Annotated in this window: 12 protein-coding genes; 6 read left to right on the forward strand and 6 right to left on the reverse strand. The window is 71.1% G+C overall.

Annotated elements, in window-relative coordinates; genetic code table 11:
* Positions 1–69 precede the first annotated feature (69 nt).
* Positions 70–5,472, reverse strand: coding sequence for a GH92 family glycosyl hydrolase (locus tag Apa02nite_RS46360; protein WP_203830839.1), 5,403 nt, complete (start codon positions 5,470–5,472; stop codon positions 70–72).
* A 203-nt stretch (positions 5,473–5,675) separates the two neighbouring features.
* On the opposite strand from Apa02nite_RS46360, the gene Apa02nite_RS46365 reads away from it, so the two are divergent.
* Both Apa02nite_RS46365 and Apa02nite_RS46370 read left to right on the forward strand, forming a co-directional pair.
* Positions 5,676–6,983, forward strand: coding sequence for a sensor histidine kinase (locus Apa02nite_RS46365; protein WP_203830840.1), 1,308 nt, complete (start codon positions 5,676–5,678; stop codon positions 6,981–6,983).
* Positions 6,980–7,663, forward strand: coding sequence for a response regulator (locus Apa02nite_RS46370; protein ID WP_275412911.1), 684 nt, complete (start codon positions 6,980–6,982; stop codon positions 7,661–7,663). The genes Apa02nite_RS46365 and Apa02nite_RS46370 overlap by 4 nt, the downstream gene beginning before the upstream one ends.
* Here the strand turns inward: Apa02nite_RS46370 and Apa02nite_RS46375 are convergent.
* The 5 genes from Apa02nite_RS46375 to Apa02nite_RS46390 all read right to left on the reverse strand — a co-directional run bounded on the left by Apa02nite_RS46375 (position 7,626) and on the right by Apa02nite_RS46390 (position 12,805).
* Positions 7,626–8,423 carry a CPBP family intramembrane glutamic endopeptidase gene (locus Apa02nite_RS46375; protein WP_203830841.1) on the reverse strand — a complete coding sequence of 266 codons (798 nt, stop codon included), beginning with the start codon at positions 8,421–8,423 and terminating at the stop codon, positions 7,626–7,628. The genes Apa02nite_RS46370 and Apa02nite_RS46375 overlap by 38 nt on opposite strands.
* An 811-nt stretch (positions 8,424–9,234) precedes the next feature.
* Positions 9,235–9,330: an MFS transporter small subunit gene (locus Apa02nite_RS52575; protein WP_425548456.1), complete on the reverse strand. Its 96-nt coding sequence runs from the start codon at positions 9,328–9,330 to the stop codon at positions 9,235–9,237.
* Positions 9,327–10,721 (reverse strand): OFA family MFS transporter, encoded by a 1,395-nt coding sequence (locus tag Apa02nite_RS46380; RefSeq protein ID WP_203830842.1) that lies wholly within the window; start codon positions 10,719–10,721, stop codon positions 9,327–9,329. The genes Apa02nite_RS52575 and Apa02nite_RS46380 overlap by 4 nt, the downstream gene beginning before the upstream one ends.
* 72 nt (positions 10,722–10,793) lie before the next feature.
* Positions 10,794–11,990, reverse strand: a complete 1,197-nt coding sequence (locus Apa02nite_RS46385; RefSeq protein WP_203830843.1) for a hypothetical protein — start codon at positions 11,988–11,990, stop codon at positions 10,794–10,796.
* A gap of 32 nt (positions 11,991–12,022) precedes the next feature.
* Positions 12,023–12,805 carry an IclR family transcriptional regulator domain-containing protein gene (locus tag Apa02nite_RS46390; protein ID WP_203830844.1) on the reverse strand — a complete coding sequence of 261 codons (783 nt, stop codon included), beginning with the start codon at positions 12,803–12,805 and terminating at the stop codon, positions 12,023–12,025.
* 102 nt (positions 12,806–12,907) lie between these two features.
* Here Apa02nite_RS46390 and Apa02nite_RS46395 point away from each other — a divergent pair, with 102 nt between their 5' ends.
* The 4 genes from Apa02nite_RS46395 (at position 12,908) to Apa02nite_RS46410 (ending at position 16,316) form a co-directional block, all read left to right on the forward strand.
* Positions 12,908–13,876, forward strand: a complete 969-nt coding sequence (locus Apa02nite_RS46395) for an ABC transporter substrate-binding protein (RefSeq protein WP_203830845.1) — start codon at positions 12,908–12,910, stop codon at positions 13,874–13,876.
* A complete protein-coding gene (locus Apa02nite_RS46400; protein ID WP_067699009.1) occupies positions 13,873–14,658 on the forward strand; it encodes an ABC transporter permease in 786 nt (261 codons plus the stop codon). Before Apa02nite_RS46395 ends, Apa02nite_RS46400 begins: the two co-directional genes overlap by 4 nt.
* 133 nt (positions 14,659–14,791) lie before the next feature.
* Entirely contained in the window at positions 14,792–15,523 is a 732-nt protein-coding gene (locus Apa02nite_RS46405; protein ID WP_239165048.1) for an ABC transporter permease, read from the forward strand.
* Between the two features lie 10 nt (positions 15,524–15,533).
* Complete coding sequence (locus Apa02nite_RS46410; RefSeq protein WP_203830847.1) at positions 15,534–16,316, forward strand: ABC transporter ATP-binding protein; 783 nt, start codon at positions 15,534–15,536, stop codon at positions 16,314–16,316.
* Positions 16,317–16,365: the final 49 nt, after the last annotated feature.

Consider the following 16,365-nt stretch of genomic DNA (forward strand, 5'->3'; position numbering starts at 1 on the left):
CGTGCTCGGTGAACAGGCCGATGGGCCAGCCATGATCATGGCTGGCCCATCGGCGGGCAGGGGAAACCGTCAGTCAGTGACCGTGAACGGCACCTCCACCGTGGTCGCCGAGTCGGTGCCGGCCAGCGTGACCCCGGTGGCGCCCGGTGTCGCCGCGCCCGGCACGCTCACCGTCGCGCCGGAGACGACGCCGTCGCCGTTGGCCCGCAGGGTGGTGACGGTCAGCCCGGCGCCGAAGCTGCCGGTAACCGGCTCGTTCGGCGCGAAACCGGAGCCGTCGACGGTGATCGCCGTACCGCGCGGTCCCTCGGTGACCGAGAGCGTCACCTGCGGGGCGTACACCGGCGGCGCGGATTCACCGGTCAGGTCGACGGTGGCCGCCCTCGCGGACGCCGTGGTGGCCTTGCCGACGGTCACCGTGCTGGTCACCGTGCTGCCGGTCAGCGTGTCCCACGCGGTGACGTGCACCGGGTAGGTGCCCGGCTGGGCGTACGTGTGGGTCCCGCTGATCGCTCCGGCCGCGTCGACCGTGGCGTCCTCCGGAACCGTGCCGTCGCCCCACTGGACCCGGGCGTGATAGCCGGTGGTCCCGGCGACCCCGCCGGTCACCGTGCCGAGGGTCGCGGTGAGCGGTTGACCCGCGGTCGCTGTCTGGTCCTTCGCCGCCGAGACGACCAATGGGGTACGCGGGGTGCCGTCGTCGGCGACCGCGAACACGTGGATCCGTCCCGCCGAGCCGGGGTCACCGGACTGCGTCGGGAGGGTCACCGAGACGAGCGTCTTGCCGGCCGGGACGACGTACGGAGCCGTCGCGAACAGGAACGGCTGCGCGCTGTCCCGGTCCGAGCCGTGCAGCCGGTATTCCGACTTGGCCACCACGACGTTCCCGTACGAGGGAGTGCCGTTGGGGTTGCCCCCGAGCGTCCAGTCGCTCATCTGGATCGGGATGCTCGCGGTGCTCCCGTCGCTGAACGTCGCCGTGCCGGTGGTGCTCTGGTTGCCCTGCGTCCCGGCGCCGATGAACGCGATGCTCGTGGCGTCGGCGGGCAGGTTCAGCGCGATCGTCCTGCCGTTGCCGATCGCGTTGTCCGGCTGCCCGGCCGGGGTGGCGGGCAGCGTGAACCGCAGCCCGGTCCCGGGGACGGTCACCGGCTTGCCCTGCGTGACTCCGGCCGCCGCGAGCGCGGCCCGCGAGTACGCCCAGGTCTTCGCGTCGCAGTTGACGCCGAGCACCCCGTCGTCACCGATGCAGACGGTGTCGAACGCGGCGGTCAGACCGGACTCCGGCGTGTAGGCCACGTCGACCCCGACCGTCGCCGAGTCCTGGCTGGTCCCGTCGGCCACGGTGACCGAGGCCTGGTACCAGCCGGGCTTGGCGTAGGTGTGCGTGCCGCTGACGCGGTACACCGCCCGCGAGCTCAGCACCGTCGTGCCGGTGGTGGCCGGCGTGCCGTCACCCCAGTCGACGGTGGCCTGGTACTCCTCCGCGGTGCCGCCGGTGACGGTGGCCAGCGGAACCGACACCGCGGTACCGGAGCGGGCCGGTACGGTGGCCACTCCGTCCACGGTCACCGAGCCGCCGCCGATCTGGACGTCGCCGCCGGCCAGCAGCTCGATCTCGGCGAGGTTCGCCTGCTCGGCGCCGGTGGTCCTGCTGACCGCCAGCCGGAACTGCTTGAAGCGGCCCGGCCGGTCGATCTTGAAGGGCCGGGTCTGGTTGCGCCAGGTGAACACCTCACCCTTGCGGGAGTCCACAGTGGTCCAGGTGATCCCGTCGCGGGAGCCCTGCAGCTTCCAGTCCGCCGGGTCGCCGGCCTTGGCGCCGGAGGTGACGGTGTAATAGGTCGGCGCCTGCTTGCCGCCGCGGTACGCCCAGGTGACCTTCGGCGTGGCGTCGGCGAACGTCAGCTGGGTGGACGACGAGTCGTCGAACAGCTTCGCGGCGTCCTGGCCGCCGGTCGCGGTCGCGGTGCCCAGACCGGGGCCGGTGGTGTCCTGCAGCGGCTGGGGAGCCTCGGTGCCCTTGGTCAGCGACTCCGGCACGTCGTTCCTGCCGGTGCCCCAGGAGGACGGCTTCGGGCCCATCCGGAACTCGACGGTGCCGCCGCGCGTGAAGACCGACGAGTCGATCGACACGCCGCGCTGCGTCCGGCCGTTGACCTCGACGCTCTGCACGTACACGTTCTTCGTGCTGTTGTTCTCCGCCTTGACCACGATGTCACCGGTCTTGCGGTGCACGGTCATCTGGCTGAACTGCGGCGAGCCGATCACCCAGTTCTCCGAGCCGTTCTGCAGCGGGTAGAGGCCCAGCGAGCTGAGCACGTACCAGGCGGACATCTCGCCGTTGTCCTCGTCGCCCAGGTAGCCCTGGCCGATCTCGCCGCCGACGTAGAGCCGCTGCATGATCTCCCGCACGATGGCCTGCGTCTTGGCGGGCGCACCGGCGTAGTCGTACATGTAGGGGATGTGGTGCGAGGGCTGGTTGCTCATGCCGAGCTGACCCAGCCGGACGGCGCGGGCCTCCAGCATCTCGTGGATGGTGCCGCCGTAACCGCCGGGGCGGTCGGCCTTCTCCGGGGTCGCGAAGAACTCGTCGAGCTTGTCCTGCAGCGCCTTCCGGCCGCCGTACAGGTTGGCCAGGCCCTGGCCGTCCTGCTGGGCGGTGAACGCGTAGTTCCAGCCGTCGGTCTCGGTGTAGACGCCGCCCCAGTCCAGCGGGTCACCGTTCAGGAACGTACCGGCCGCGTCCCGGCCCTGGAAGAACTTCGACTTCGGGTCGAACAGGTTGACGTAGTTGCGGGCCCGCTGGAGGAAGTACTTCGACTCCTCCTTGAGCTGCGCGCGCCGGGCCTTCGGGGTGGCCGGGTCCTCGGCGAGCGCGGCACCCATGTTGCCGATGCCGTAGTCGTTGATGAAACCCTCGAGGGCCCAGGACACCGACTCGCCGGTCGAGGTCGGCGTGTAGCCGAGGAACAGCGAGGTCTCGATGCCCTTGCGGCCGACCGCGCTGCGCCCGGAGGCGACCGTGGCGTCCTTGACCGCGGAGTCGTACGCGGCGAGCGGGTCGGGGAGCTTGACCCCGTTCAGGTACGCCTCGGCGAACGCGACGTTCGCGCTGGTGCCGGTCATCAGGTCGGCGTATCCCGGTGACGACCAGCGGGCGACCCAGCCGCCGTCGCGGTACTGCTGGACGAAGCCGTCAGCGATCTTCGCGGCCACGTCCGGGTAGAGCAGCGAGTAGGCCGGCCACACCGTGCGGTAGGTGTCCCAGAAGCCGTTGTTCACGTAGATCTGACCGTCGACGATCTTCGCGCCGGTGGTGGTCGCGGTCGAGGTGCCGGTCGGTGCGGACACCGGGCTCGCGTACTGCCAGTGCGGCTTCGCGGCGGTGCCGGTGTTCTCCGACTGGGAGTTCGGGTAGAGGTTCAGCCGGTACAGGTTCGAGTAGAGCGTGACCTGCTGGGTCTCGGTCGCACCGCGCACCTCGACCCGGGCCAGCCGGTCCTTCCAGGCCGCGGTCGCGGCGGCGTGGATCTGGTCCAGGCTGCGACCGGTGACCTCCAGGTCCAGGTTCTTGCGAGCCTGGTCCACCGAGAGGAACGACGTGGCGAACCGCAGGGTGACCTGCGGGCTCGACGTGAGGTCGAAGGTGGCCGAGGCGGCCGCCGTCACGGTCGGCGCGCGGTCGAACGTGCCGGCCACGAACATCCGGCTCCGGCCGGCGGACAGCCCGCTGCCGTTGTCGACCCAGCCGGTCACGGTGCCGTCCGTACCGCTGGTGCCTGTGCCGAATACAAACGTGCCGTTCTGCAGGACCAGGCTGCCGGTCGTGCCGCCGGCCGGGAAGCCGAACTGCATGATCGCGCCGTGGTCGGTCGGCGCCATCTGCGCGACCAGGCCGTTCTGCAGGCCGACCCGGTAGTAGTCGGGCCGGGCGATCTCGTCGTCGTGGCTGAACGCCAGGGCCCGGGTGCCCGGCGCCCCGGTGAGGTTGCCCCCGGCCGGGACCGGCATGACCGACATCTGGTTGCGGTCGCCCATCCACGGGCTGGGCTCGTGCGACACCGCGAGACCCTGCAACAGCGGCAGGTTGGCCGCGTTGTTGTCGCGCTGGTAGACGTACTCCCACGAGTTCGAGGTCGCGTTGGTGACCGGGGTGAGGAAGTTGAAGCCGTTCGGCAGCGCCGCGATCGGCAGGTTGTTGCCGCGCGAGAACCCGCCGGAGGCGTTGGTGCCGCGGCGCGTGTCGACGAAGTTGGTCAGGCTCGAGCCGTCGATCGGCGCGGGCGTGCCGGTGACCGTCACGTCGTCGAGCCAGCCCTGGAAGCGGGTGGTCGCGGTGGCGGCCGGGTTGTCGTACGCCAGCAGGATCCGGTCGATCGTCTTACCGTTCGCGACCGCGCCGAGGTCCGACTGCACCGCGTTCCACTCGTCGGCGAAGAGCACCTTCGACGTGCCCTGACCGGACCCGGTGAGCGCGTTACCGTGCTGGTCGACAGGTGACCGCTTGCTGAGGTAGCTGCCGTCGGTGAAGTGCAGGTCGACCGCCGCGTACGTGGACGGGTACTGCAGGTTCTCCCCGGTCAGCTCCGGGAAGATCCGGTAGCTCAGCCGGGACTTCGGCCCGACCGGGATGTTCACGTCGAAGAGCCGGTTCGTCGCGTACGAGCGCCCGGCGGTGTCGGCGCCACCGGCGTACCGCAGTGACGCGACGCCGCTGAACCCGGCGCTCGGCAGCATGTTGGAGCCCCGCACCGGTCCGGCGCCGACCGTGCTGACCATCGGGGTGGCCGGCGGGCGGACGTCCGTACCGTCGCTGATGTCCCAATCGGCGAGCTGGATCAGCGAGTCACCGGAGTTCGCGGTGATGTTCAGCCGGTAGTACGCGTACGCCGTGGTGTTGGTGAACGTGTAGGTGTTCGTCGCGAACCGGCCGCTGAAGCTCTCGCCGGTGCGCTTGTCCAGGTCGGTCCAGTCCGCGCCGTTCGCCGAGCCCTGCAGCGCGAAGTCCTTGGGGTCGCGGCTGGCGGCGTCGTTCGCCGAGGTCAGCGAGTACTTCACCACGGTGGTCGGCGCGGCCAGCTGGTAGGCGGCCCAGCCGGTCCGGCTGAACACCAGCCACTTGGTCGAGCTGTCACCGTCCTTGAGCTTGACCGCGGTCTCGTTCGGCGCGTTCTCGGCGCTCGCGGTCACCGCGGTGACCTTGTCGAGCACGCTGCCGGGCAGCCCGGTGCGGATCGAGCCGGTCAGGTTGCCCTGCAGCGGCGCGCCCTTCGCGTCGAGCTCGGCGGTGCTGGCCGCGGGTTGCGGGTCGGTGGACTCGAACGAGGAGCGGAAGTCGCCGGGCCGGGGCGCCGCGGTGGCCGCCGAGGGGACGGCGAGCAGTCCGAGCGGCAGCAGCAGCGCACCGGCGACGGAGATCCATCGTCGAGGCGGGTGGGAGGCAGCGAGGGGGCCGCCGATCAACGTCATGCGTACTCCAAAGGAGGCAGGCACAGTGGACACCTGGATCAGAGATCGTCAGCCTCACCCCGCTATGACAACGTTGTCAAGGACCGAATCGAAATCAACTGGAAACAAAGGTTTGGGTGCCGAATCGCGGATTTCGGCGGACATTAGGCTGGCTGCGCCGCTCGGGGCACGGTCCGGGCGAGGGTACGGCGACGAGGGGGACAGTGGACCAGCGCACGTTCCTCGCGGCCCGCGCCGACCGGTGGTTCCGAGCCCGCCCGGTACGCCTCGACCTGCTGCTCACCGCCCTGACCTGGCTGGTCCTGGGCCTGCCCGGTGCCGCCCTGGCCGGTGTCACCGGGCTGCTCGTCGCCACGGTCACGATCGCCCCGCTGGTGCTCCGGCGGCGGTTCCCGGTCGTCGTGCTGTGCTGGTCGGCGGCCGCGTTCGCCGGTCAGCTGCTGCTCGTGCCGATCCCGCTGCCGGCCAACGCGGCGCAGGCGATCGTCGTCTACACGGTGGCCGCGCACGTCGGTTCGCCGGTCGTACGCATGCTGGCTCTTGCTCTTGCCGTGACCGGCTGCCTGGCCGGCGGACTCCGCTGGAGCACCCCGCCGGACCAGACCCGCAATGCCCTGGTCATCGGCGTGACGCTCGCGGTCTGCTCGGTACTGATCGCGGTGATCGGCGAGCTGGTGCGCGGCGGCCGGGCCAACGTCCGGGAGCTGCACGAGGCCCGGCGCCAGCGGGACCGGCTGACCGAGCAGCGGCGGCGGATGCTCGCGGCCGCGGAGATCCACGACATCGTGGCGCACTCGCTCACCGTCGTGATCGTGCAGGCCGACGCGGGCGGGTACGCCGCCGGCACCACCCCGTCGTGGCGGCCGGCCGACGCCGGGGCGGTGCTCAACACCATCGCGGGCGCCGCGCGCACCGCGCTCGCCGAGGTGCGCGGGGTGATCACGATGCTGCACGAGCCGGACGCCGCCGAGGAGCCGCCCGGTGACGCGGTGCACCGCGACGACCTCCGGCGGCTGGTCGACGCGGTGCGCGCCGCCGGGCTGCCGGTCGTGGTGACCGGCCCGCCCGCCTGGTTCGACGAGGTGCCGGCCGCGGTCCGGCTCGCGGTCTTCCGCACGGTCCGCGAGGCACTGACGAACGTCCTCAAGCACGCCGGCCGGGACGCCACCGCCCGGCTCACGGTCGAACGCCACGGCGACGCCGTCCGGGCCACCGTCGAGGACGACGGCCGAGGACCCGACGCCACGCCACCACCCGGCCGCTCCGTGCCCGGCTCCGAGCTCACCGGCCCCGATCACGGACCGGCAGCCCCCGGCCACGGGCTGGCCGGCCTGCGTGAGCGGCTGGGTGCGCTCGACGGCGTGCTGGAGACCGGCCCGGCGCCGGACCGCGGATTCCGGGTCTCGCTCACCCTCCCCGGCGTGTTCGGTCCGGACCCCGGCTGGTCGTCGGGGGTGCCTCGAGACCTTCGAGGCACCCCCGACAGCCAGCCGGGCGGCGGTGACCGGTGAGCGGCGGCGAGCCCGTCCGGGTGTTCCTGGTCGACGACCAGGAACTGGTCCGCGCCGGCTTCGAGATGATCCTGCGGGCCACCCCCGGCCTGCTCGTCACCGGCTCGGCCGGGGACGCGCACACCGCGATCACCCGCCTGCGCGAACCCGGCACCCGGGCCGACGTCGTCCTGATGGACATCCGGATGCCGGGCCTGGACGGGGTGGCGGCCACCCGGCAGGTGCTCGCCCTGCCGGACCCGCCGCGGGTGGTCATGCTGACCACGTTCGACGCGGACCACCTGCTGGTCGCCGCGCTGCGCGCCGGTGCGGCCGGCTATCTGCTCAAGGACGCCGGGCCGGCCGAGCTGGTGGCCGCGATCCGGGCCGCCGCGGCCGGTGACGCGCCGGTCTCACCCCGGCTGGTGCGCCGGCTGATCGACTCGTTCCTGGCCGCGCCGCCGCCGGAGCCGGTCCCCCGCCCGGCGCTCCCGGCCGGTCTGGACCGGCTCACCGCCCGGGAACGGGAGATCCTGGCCGCGGTCGGGCTGGGCCTGACCAACACCGAGATCGCGGCCCGGCTGGGCGTCGCCGAGTCGACCGTCAAGACCCATCTGGGATCGGTGCTGCGCAAACTCGCGCTGCGTGACCGGGTGCAGGCGGTCATCGTGGCGCAGACGATGCACCGGCCCGCGCCCTGAGCCCGATCAGCGCCGCGCACCCCGCGGTGCCGAGCAGCACCAGCAGCCCGGTGTCGCCGGCCAGGTACTCGTTGACCAGCACCGGACGGTCGGTGCTGATCGCGTACGTGCTCAGCACCGCGAACGTGACGTTGTGCGCGACGTGGGCCAGCACGGCCGGCCAGACACTGCCGGACACGGCACGGAACCGGCCGAACAGGACCGAGAAGGCCAGCACCGAGCCGGTGAACAGCGCGAACACCAGCCATCGGTTCCCGTCCGCGTCGTAGTACGGCGTGAACACGATGTACGGCACGTGCCAGGCGACCCAGACCAGGCCGACGACCAGCATCGCGGCCCGCTCGCCGAGGAAGCTCAGCCGGGGCTGCAGATAGCCGCGCCAGCCGAGTTCCTCGCCCAGGGCGAGCACCGGCCCGGTGATGCCGAGCGCGAGCAGGTCGCGCCACCAGCCGGCGCCCGGGGCGGTCCATTGGGCGTACCCCAGAAGAACGGTCGTGGCGACCGCGGCCAGCGAGACGCCCGCGGTCGTGAGCAGCACCAGCGGCCAGTGGCGCAGCCCGAGCCGAGCCAGACCGAGCCGGCGCCACCCGGCCCGGGAATACCCCTCGCGGGTCACCACCAGCATCATCAGCAGCGTGACGAGCAGCGGGGAGAACGCCAGGACCAGACCTTCGGCGATCGTCGCGGTGCCCGCGGAGACCGCGAGGACCAGCACGACGAAGGTGACCGCGGTGGCACGGCCGGAGAGATGGGGGAACAACGGAACCTGCTTTCCTCGTCAGCGGTCCGCTCAGTGTTCGCACGTCGCGGCGCGCCGCCTTCCCCCTGTGATCGGATCTTCCGGGCGGCTCTCCGCCCCCGGGACTAGGACCGGGGGCCGGGACCGCTTTTGCCCAGCCGGTAGTTCCCGATGGGTCGGTGGAGCGACGACGAGGAGGCAGCGTTCGTGACGCAGACCCTGCTGAACCGCGCCGACCGGGACGAACCGGTCGACGTGGCGATCCTTCGTGCCGAGACGGCCACCGACGGCGGGCACGGCTGACCCGGTACTGGCGGCTCTGGCGCGCCGGTCCGCTGCCTGATCGCGGCCGGTCACGGCCGCTGCGCCCGGCGCTGACCGCTTCTGGTCGCCGGCTTCCCAGAAGGCAGGCGTCCGGTCCCGGCAGGCGATCCGGCGCGAGGTCTCCTCAGACCAGAACACTTCTACGGTACGACGGTGAGCACGAGCCGTTCCGCGTCCCGGCCTCGGCTGGCGCTGGCGGCTGCCTCAAGCCCGCCGAGACAACCCTGAGCACCAGCCGAGACCGCGCGGCTGGCAGTGAGGGGTGCCTCAAAGGCGTTGAGACAACCCTGAGCACCAGCCGAGACCGCGCGGCTGGCAGTGAGGGGTGCCTCGACCGCTCGGAGACACCCCTGAGCACCAGCCGGGTCGGGTGCGTGCTGTCGCTGGACCACTTGCCGGGATCGATTGTCCGCTTTGTGGGAGCCGACGATCGGAAGCCGGCGGCCGGGAGCCGGTCGCGACCGGCGTCGCGGGGAGCAACCCCACCGCACACGCCGGTCGCCGGGACTCAGAACAGTTTGGCGGCGGTGATGGCGGTTTGGATGATGCCGTAGCCGAGCAGGACGGCGATCAGGAGCCAGGAGACGGCCAGGCGGGCGTTCATCCGACGCTCTCCTTCTCGGACGGGGCGGTGGCCTCGTGATGGTGGACCGGGACCGGGCGGATCAGCAGGTTGGCGACGAAGCCGACGGCCAGCACGCCGACCATGGTGAGCAGCGCCGGCTGGTAGGCCGACGACGTCAGCGTTCCGGGTTTGCCCTCGTTGTCGAGGAAGCCGTTGACGATCAGCGGTCCGGCGATGCCGGCTGCCGACCAGGCGGTCAGCAGCCGGCCGTGGATCGCGCCGACCTGGTACGTGCCGAACAGGTCCCGCAGGTATGCCGGCACGGTCGCGAACCCGCCGCCGTAGAACGACAGGATCACCCCGGCCAGCAGCACGAACAGCGGGATCGCGGAGTCACCGACGGTGGCCAGCAGCAGGTACGTGACCATGCCGACGCCCAGGTAGAGCAGGTAGATGGGCTTGCGCCCGATCAGGTCGGACGTCGACGACCAGGCGAACCGGCCGGCCATGTTGAACAGCGACAGCACCCCGACGAAACCGCCGGCCGCGACCACGGTGACCGCGGAGCCCGACGACGTCCGGAAGAAGTCCTGGATCATCGGGCTGGCCTGCTCGAGGATGCCGATCCCGGCGGTCACGTTGCAGAACAGCACCACCCAGAGCAGCCAGAACGAGCGCGTCTTGATCGCGTTGGCGGCGGACACCTGCGCGGTGGTGACCAGTGGCTTGGCCGCGACGGTGGCCGGGTCCCAGCCCTCGGGCCGCCAGCCGGGGGCGGGCACCCGGATGTTGGCGACGCCGAACATCATGATCAGGAAGTAACCGGCGCCCAGCGTGAGGAAGAGCAGGACCAGGGCGTGGCCGTCGGCGACCGAGGTGGAGACGCTCGGGTCGTAATCCGCGTCGTAGAACGACAGCAGCTGCCGGGAGGCCGGGCTGGCGATCAGCGCGCCGCCGCCGAACCCCATGATCGCCAGGCCGGTGGCCAGGCCTGGCCGATCCGGGAACCATTTGATCAGCGTGGAGACCGGCGAGATGTAGCCGATGCCCAGGCCGATCCCGCCGAGCACGCCGTACCCGAGGTAGACCAGCCAGAGCTGGCCGGTGCCGATGCCGAGCGCGCCGACCAGGAAGCCGGTGGTCCAGAAGCTCGCGGAGACGAACATGGCCTTGCGCGGCCCGTTCTTCTCCACCCAGGTGCCACCGAACGCGGCGGACAGCCCCAGCATCACGATCGCGATGCTGAAGATGATCCCGATCGCGGTCTGGCTGACGCCGAAGTGCGCGATGAACGAGTTCTTGTAGACGCTGGTGGCGTAGACCTGGCCGATGCACAGGTGCACGGCGAGCGCCGCGGGCGGGATCAGCCAGCGGTTGAACCCCGGTGGGGCCACGGTGTGCTCGCGGTCGAGCGCGGTCATAAGCGACATGATGGACGCCTCCCCTCAGGCGCCCATCATCGAACAGATTCGATCTACAAAGCAACTATTGACAACGCAACGTCAATCGCTGATCAAAACCGGACGTCGGTGCCGGCGGATGACCAGCCACACCGTCAGCAGCGCCACGGCGGTCAGGACCGCGGCCGGCGCCACCACCCACCAGACGACCGGGCGCGCTGGGAAGGCCGCGGCTCGCGGCGCCGGCCCGCCGAAGCTGCCGGCCCGGACCAGGTCGGCGGCGACGTCCATGGTGGTCACGTCGCCGGACCGGGTCCAGCCGAGCGCGCGGATCGCCATCGCGGTCACGGCGGGCAGGTCCGGGCCGGTGGCCGGCTGCCCGGTGGCGGCGTCCAGATAGGAGACTTCCCAGGTCCGGGCCGCCAGGGCGTCCCGGTCGCACCGGTCCAGGCAGCCGGTCAGCTCGGCGATCGCGATCCGGGCGCCGTCCGCGCTGAACGCGCCGGCGCCGGCGAGATACCTCCGGTCACCGAGCGTCGTGGTCCAGCTCTCCTTTCCGGTACGGTCGATCAGCCGCAGCCGGTCACCCTCGCTGACCACCAGGTGCTGCCCGTCCGGGGCGAACGCCCCGCGCGACGCCTGGCGGACCGGGTCGGCCGGGCGCTCCGCACCGATCGGCAGCACCGTGTTCGTGGCCAGGTCGAGCAGCCCGAGGCGGCTGCGGGACTCGAGCGTGGCGGTGCCCGGTTTCCGGACGTCCGCGGCGGTCGTCTCGACCAGCAGCGACCGGCCGTCCGGCGCCCAGGCGGCCGGCGCGCAGCAGCCCGCGGCGGTGAGGCCGTACCCGATGGCGACCGCCGGCAGCCCGCCGGTGTACTTGGTGCTGCGGCCGGTGGTCAGGTCGACGACGTCGAGGCCCTCGGCGTACTCGCCGGCGGTCGAGCCGGCCAGGTACCCCTGTGCCGCGGACCGGCCGTCCGGGGAGAGCAGCACGTCCTGGCCGGGGGTGACGGTGCTCCAGCCGGCGTAGAGCAGCATCCGGTAGTCGCCGCCGCGCCCGACCGCGGCCACCTTGCCCTCGGCGTCGTAGTCCTCGACGCCACGGAAGCCCAGGCTGTCCCCGCCGGCCAGCATCGAGGCCGGCCCGGGTGGGTCCTGCTGCACGGTCGCCTGCCACATCCACGGCAGGGTCAGCCCGTCCGGGACGGTGTCGCCGGGCGCGGGCCCGCCGTCCACCAGCCGGACCACGGTGGCGAAAACCACACCTGTGAATATCAGGGCTGCCAGGGTCTTCCGCATGGCCATGATCATCGTGGCGCTCCGCAAGGTGACTACCCGGAGCGGCGCGGTGACGCGATCCGCAGGTCAGCCTCGATCGCGGCGGCCGCGGCGAGCAGCGGCGGGAGCAGGCGCTCGCGTACGGTCTCGATCGTCGCCCGGGCCGCGTGCACCGAGATGTTCAGCGCCCCCGCGGCCGCGCCGGAGCGGTCCCGGATCGGCGCGGCGATCGCCCGCAGCCCCTCCTCCAGCTCCTGGTCGACCACCGCGTGGCCGGTCGCCCGGACCCGGTCCAGCTCGGCGCGCAGCTCGGCGGCTGAGCAGACGGTGCGGTCGGTGAGCTGCTCCAGTTTCGCCCGGGCCAGGTACGCCTCGAGCTCCGGCGCGGGCAACGCGGCGAGCAGCACCCGGCCCATCGAGGTGGCGTACGCCGGGAACCGGGTGCCCACGTTGATCGCCACTCGCATGATCCGGCTGGTCGGCACCCGGCTCACGTAGACGATGTCGTCGCCGTCCAGCACGGAGAGCGAGCACGACTCGCGCACCTCGCCGACCAGGCGTTCCATGTGCGGCTCGGCCACCTCGGGCAGGGTCAGGCCACCGAGGAACGCGTACCCGAGCTCGAGCACCCGAGGGGTCAGCGAGAACAGCTTGCCGTCGGTCTGGACATAGCCGAGATCGGTCAGCGTGAGCAGGAACCGGCGGGCCGCCGCCCGGGTCAGACCGCACTGCCGAGCCACGTCACTGAGGGTCAATTCGCGGTGTTCCGCGTCAAATGCACGGATCACCGCGAGCCCCCGCTCGAGCGATTGGACGTAGTACGGTTCCCGCGTCATCGGATGATCGACACAAATGATTGACGTGACACGAGCCACATCTTAGCGTTCTGCATGAGAACTTCCGTTCGTTATGCGCACACATTTACTGGAGGATGGGATATGCGGCGGCGTTTGATCGCGGGCGTGGCACTGGCCATGGTGGCCAGCACGGTCACGGCCTGTGGTTCGGACAAGGGCTCAGGCGATTCCGGCGGTTCGTCGGGTGGCGTGGACAACGTGACGGTCGGGGTCATCCCGATCATCGACGTCGCGCCGATCTACCTGGGCCAGTCCAAGGGCTTCTTCAAGACCCGCAACATCGAGCTGAAGATGGAGGCCGGCCAGGGCGGCGCGGCCATCGTGCCCGGTGTGGTCAGCAACCAGTTCCAGTTCGGGTTCAGCAACCTGACCTCGCTGATGATCGCGCAGACCAAGAACGTGCCGATCAAGGCCGTCGCGGCCGGCGTCTCCACGACCGGCGTGCAGGGCAAGGACTTCGGCGCCGTGGTGGTCAAGGGCGCCAGCCCGATCAAGACCGCCAAGGACCTGGCCGGCAAGAAGATCTCGGTGAACACGCTGAAGAACATCGGTGACACCGTGACCCGCGAGTCGGTGCGGGTGGCCGGCGGCGACCCCAGCAAGATCGAGTTCGTCGAGATGCCGTTCCCGAACATGCCGGCGGCGCTGGACAAGGGCGACATCGACGCGGCCTGGGTGGTCGAGCCGCAGCTCAGCACGATCAAGGCGGCCGGCGGCCGGGAGGTGGCCTCGACGTTCGTGGACACCGACCCGAAGCTGACCATCGCGGCGTACTTCACCTCGCAGAAGCTGCTCGCCGACAAGCCCGACCTGGTCAAGCGCTTCACCGAGGCGATGAACGAGTCGCTGACCTACGCGGACGCCCACCCGGACGAGGTGCGGCAGATCCTGTCCACCTACACCAAGATCGACGACAAGGCCCGCGCGCAGGTGGTCCTGCCGAAGTGGCCCACCGAGATCAACAAGGCGTCGGTGCAGAAGCTGGCCGAACTCGGTACCACCGACGGCATCTTCGCCAGCGCTCCGGACCTGGACAAGCTGCTGCCGTGACGACGGCTCACCGTGGCAACCCGGTCCTGCTCGGCTCCGCCGGGCTGGCCGGGTTGCTCCTCATTGTGGAACTGCTGCCGCGACTCGGCCTGGTGAACGAGCGGTACCTGCCGCCGACCAGCCGGATCGCGGCCGCGCTCGCCGACGAGGCGGCCACCGCGACGTTCTGGCAGTCGCTCGGCGACACCCTGTACGCCTGGGCGATCGGCCTGCTCATCGCGGTGGTCGCCGGCGTGCTGGCCGGCCTGGTGATCGGGTCGGTGCCGGTGCTGCGCGCGCTGACCGCCTCGACCGTCGAGTTCCTGCGGCCGATCCCGTCGGTGGCGCTGATCCCGCTCGCCGTGCTGCTCTACGGGACCGAGCTGGGCTCCACCCTGATCCTGGTCTGTTACGCCGCGTTCTGGCAGGTCCTGGTCCAGGTCCTGTACGGCGTCGCGGACGTCGACCCGGTCGCCGAGGAGACCGCGCGCAGCTACCGGTTCTCCACCTGGGGCCGGGTTCGCCACGTGCTCTGGCCGACCGCCCTGCCGTACGTCTTCACCGGCGTGCGGCTGGCGGCCTCGGTGGCCCTGGTCCTGGCGGTCACCGCCGAGCTGGTGATCGGCGCGCCGGGGCTGGGCAAGGAGATCGCGACCGCGCAGAACTCCGACGCGGTGGCGACCATGTACGCCCTGATCGTGGTGACCGGCGCCCTGGGTGTCGTGATCAACCTGCTGACTCGTACCGGCGAGCGCCGCCTGCTCGCCTGGCACCAGTCGATCAGGGGCGAGGTAGCGGTATGACCGACTGCACCGAGCGGCACCCGCGTGGAGCGCCCCCACGGGCTCGCAGGCGAGGGCCACGAGGGCATGCCCAAGGAGGCACAGCCTGATGGTCGTACTAAAAAGGATCTTGTTTGTTGTCGGGCTGCCTGCGGTGTTGTTCGCCGGATGGTTCTTCCTCAGCGAGGGCAGTGAGAGCTTCTACTCGCCGCCGCTGCGGACCATCCTCACCGCGTTCGGCGACACCTGGAAGCCGGACCGGTTGCTCGCCGACGTGGTGCCCAGCCTGCTCCGGCTGTTCGCCGGTTTCCTGCTGGCCTCGCTGATCGGCATCGCCCTGGGCGTGGCGATCGGCCTGAACCGGAATCTGCGCGCGGTCATGGAACCGGTCCTGGAGTTCTTCCGGGCCATCCCGCCGCCGGTGCTGGTTCCGGTGATCATGCTGTTCGCCGGGATCGGCGACGGCATGAAGGTGATCGTGATCGTGTTCGGCTGCGTCTGGCCGGTGCTGCTCAACACGGTGGAGGGGGTGCGCGCGGTGGACAGCGTGGTGCTGGACACCGCCCGCGCCTACGGGCTGACCGGGCCCGCCCGGCTGACCCGGGTGATCCTCCCGTCGGCCTCACCGCGGATCGCGGCGGGCCTGCGGCAGGCGCTCTCCATCGCGATCATCCTGATGGTGATCAGCGAGATGTTCGCGTCCAGCAACGGGCTGGGCTTCACCATCGTGCAGTTCCAGCGCAGCTTCGCGATCCCGGAGATGTGGAGCGGGATCATCCTGCTCGGCCTGCTCGGTTTCGCTCTCTCGCTGTTGTTCCGGCTCGCCGAACGGCGGGCGCTGCGGTGGTACGAGGGGCTGCGCGCGGCGCAGCGCCGGGCCGGCTAGGAGGGCCACGATGCTCGAAGTGAAAGGCCTGCGCAAGGTCTACAGCTCAGGCAACCGGGAGGTGGAGGCGCTGCGCGACCTCACCTTCACCGTCGACAACGGCGACCTGGTCTGCCTGGTCGGCCCGTCCGGTTGCGGCAAGACCACGCTGTTGCGGTGCATCTCCGGTCTGCTGACGCCGACCGGGGGCTCGGTCAAGGTCAACGGCAACGCGGTCACCGGTCCGCCGCCGGGGATGGCGGTGGTCTTCCAGGAGTACGGCCGCAGCCTGTTCCCGTGGGCCAGCGTCTGGGACAACGTGGAGCTGCCGCTCAAGCAGAAGAAGGTGCCGAAGGCGCGCCGCACCCAGCTGGTCGAGGAGGCACTCGACGCGGTCGGGCTGACCGGCACCGGCAAGGCGTACCCGTGGCAGCTCTCCGGTGGCATGCAGCAGCGGGTGGCGATCGCCCGCGCGGTGGCGTACGAACCGGAGACCCTGCTGATGGACGAGCCGTTCGCGGCCGTCGACGCGCAGACCCGGGCCGACCTGGAGGACCTGGTCCGGTCGCTGTGGCAGCGGCTCAAGGTGACCGTGCTGTTCGTGACGCACGACATCGACGAGGCGGTGTACCTGGGCCGGCGGGTGGTGATGCTGTCGTCGTCGCCGACCGTGGTGCAGGACGAGCTGGTGGTGGACCTGCCGGCCGAGCGGGACCAGCTGCACACCCGGGCGGATCCGAAGTTCGTCGCGTTGCGGACCCGGGTCTACGAGCAGATCCAGCTGGCCAAGAAGGGCGCTGCGGTCCAGAAATGACGGTGGGGAGTTCGGGTGCACTGCGCACCCGAACTCCCCACGTCGTTGA

Source organism: Actinoplanes palleronii, from assembly GCF_016862315.1.
Lineage (GTDB): Bacteria > Actinomycetota > Actinomycetes > Mycobacteriales > Micromonosporaceae > Actinoplanes > Actinoplanes palleronii.

Excerpts from the sequence above, each read along its gene's own strand:
- Apa02nite_RS46380 (WP_203830842.1), bottom strand. The coding sequence starts at position 10,721 with ATGTCGCTTATGACCGCGCTCGACCGCGAGCACACCGTGGCCCCACCG.
- Apa02nite_RS52575 (WP_425548456.1), bottom strand. The coding sequence starts at position 9,330 with ATGAACGCCCGCCTGGCCGTCTCCTGGCTCCTGATCGCCGTCCTGCTC.
- Apa02nite_RS46385 (WP_203830843.1), bottom strand. The coding sequence starts at position 11,990 with ATGCGGAAGACCCTGGCAGCCCTGATATTCACAGGTGTGGTTTTCGCC.
- Apa02nite_RS46410 (WP_203830847.1), top strand. The coding sequence starts at position 15,534 with ATGCTCGAAGTGAAAGGCCTGCGCAAGGTCTACAGCTCAGGCAACCGG.
- Apa02nite_RS46390 (WP_203830844.1), bottom strand. The coding sequence starts at position 12,805 with ATGACGCGGGAACCGTACTACGTCCAATCGCTCGAGCGGGGGCTCGCG.
- Apa02nite_RS46395 (WP_203830845.1), top strand. The coding sequence starts at position 12,908 with ATGCGGCGGCGTTTGATCGCGGGCGTGGCACTGGCCATGGTGGCCAGC.
- Apa02nite_RS46360 (WP_203830839.1), bottom strand. The coding sequence starts at position 5,472 with ATGACGTTGATCGGCGGCCCCCTCGCTGCCTCCCACCCGCCTCGACGA.